The following is a 238-nucleotide window of genomic DNA, read 5'->3' as shown; positions in this document are numbered from 1 at the left end:
TTTCGCAGCCCGTTCATTTTCAATAGAAGAACGATAGTAGAACCTTTGTGCGCCCTTTGATCCACTACTAGTTAGGGCATTTGAATGTATACTCGCAAAAAAGTCTACATCAGGCTTATTAATGATCTCAACATGCTTTTTTAAATTCACTGCTTTACGTCTACTATATGACTTTGTATCTTTATTACCTAAATCTTAATCTCCTTCACGCGTCAAAATAACTAAAGCACCTTGTTCT

1 pseudogene is annotated in these 238 nt (G+C 35.7%); it reads right to left on the bottom strand.

The annotated features are described in order from the left end of the window. Nucleotides 1–238 (bottom strand): annotated as a pseudogene (locus SB773_RS34495) (N-acetylmuramoyl-L-alanine amidase); the annotation flags it as partial.

Source organism: Bacillus sp. SIMBA_074 (assembly GCF_046534555.1).
Classification (GTDB): domain Bacteria; phylum Bacillota; class Bacilli; order Bacillales; family Bacillaceae_G; genus Bacillus_A; species Bacillus_A mycoides.
Note: the sequence above shows the minus strand (reverse complement) of the source record. Positions and strands in the feature narration are given on the sequence as shown.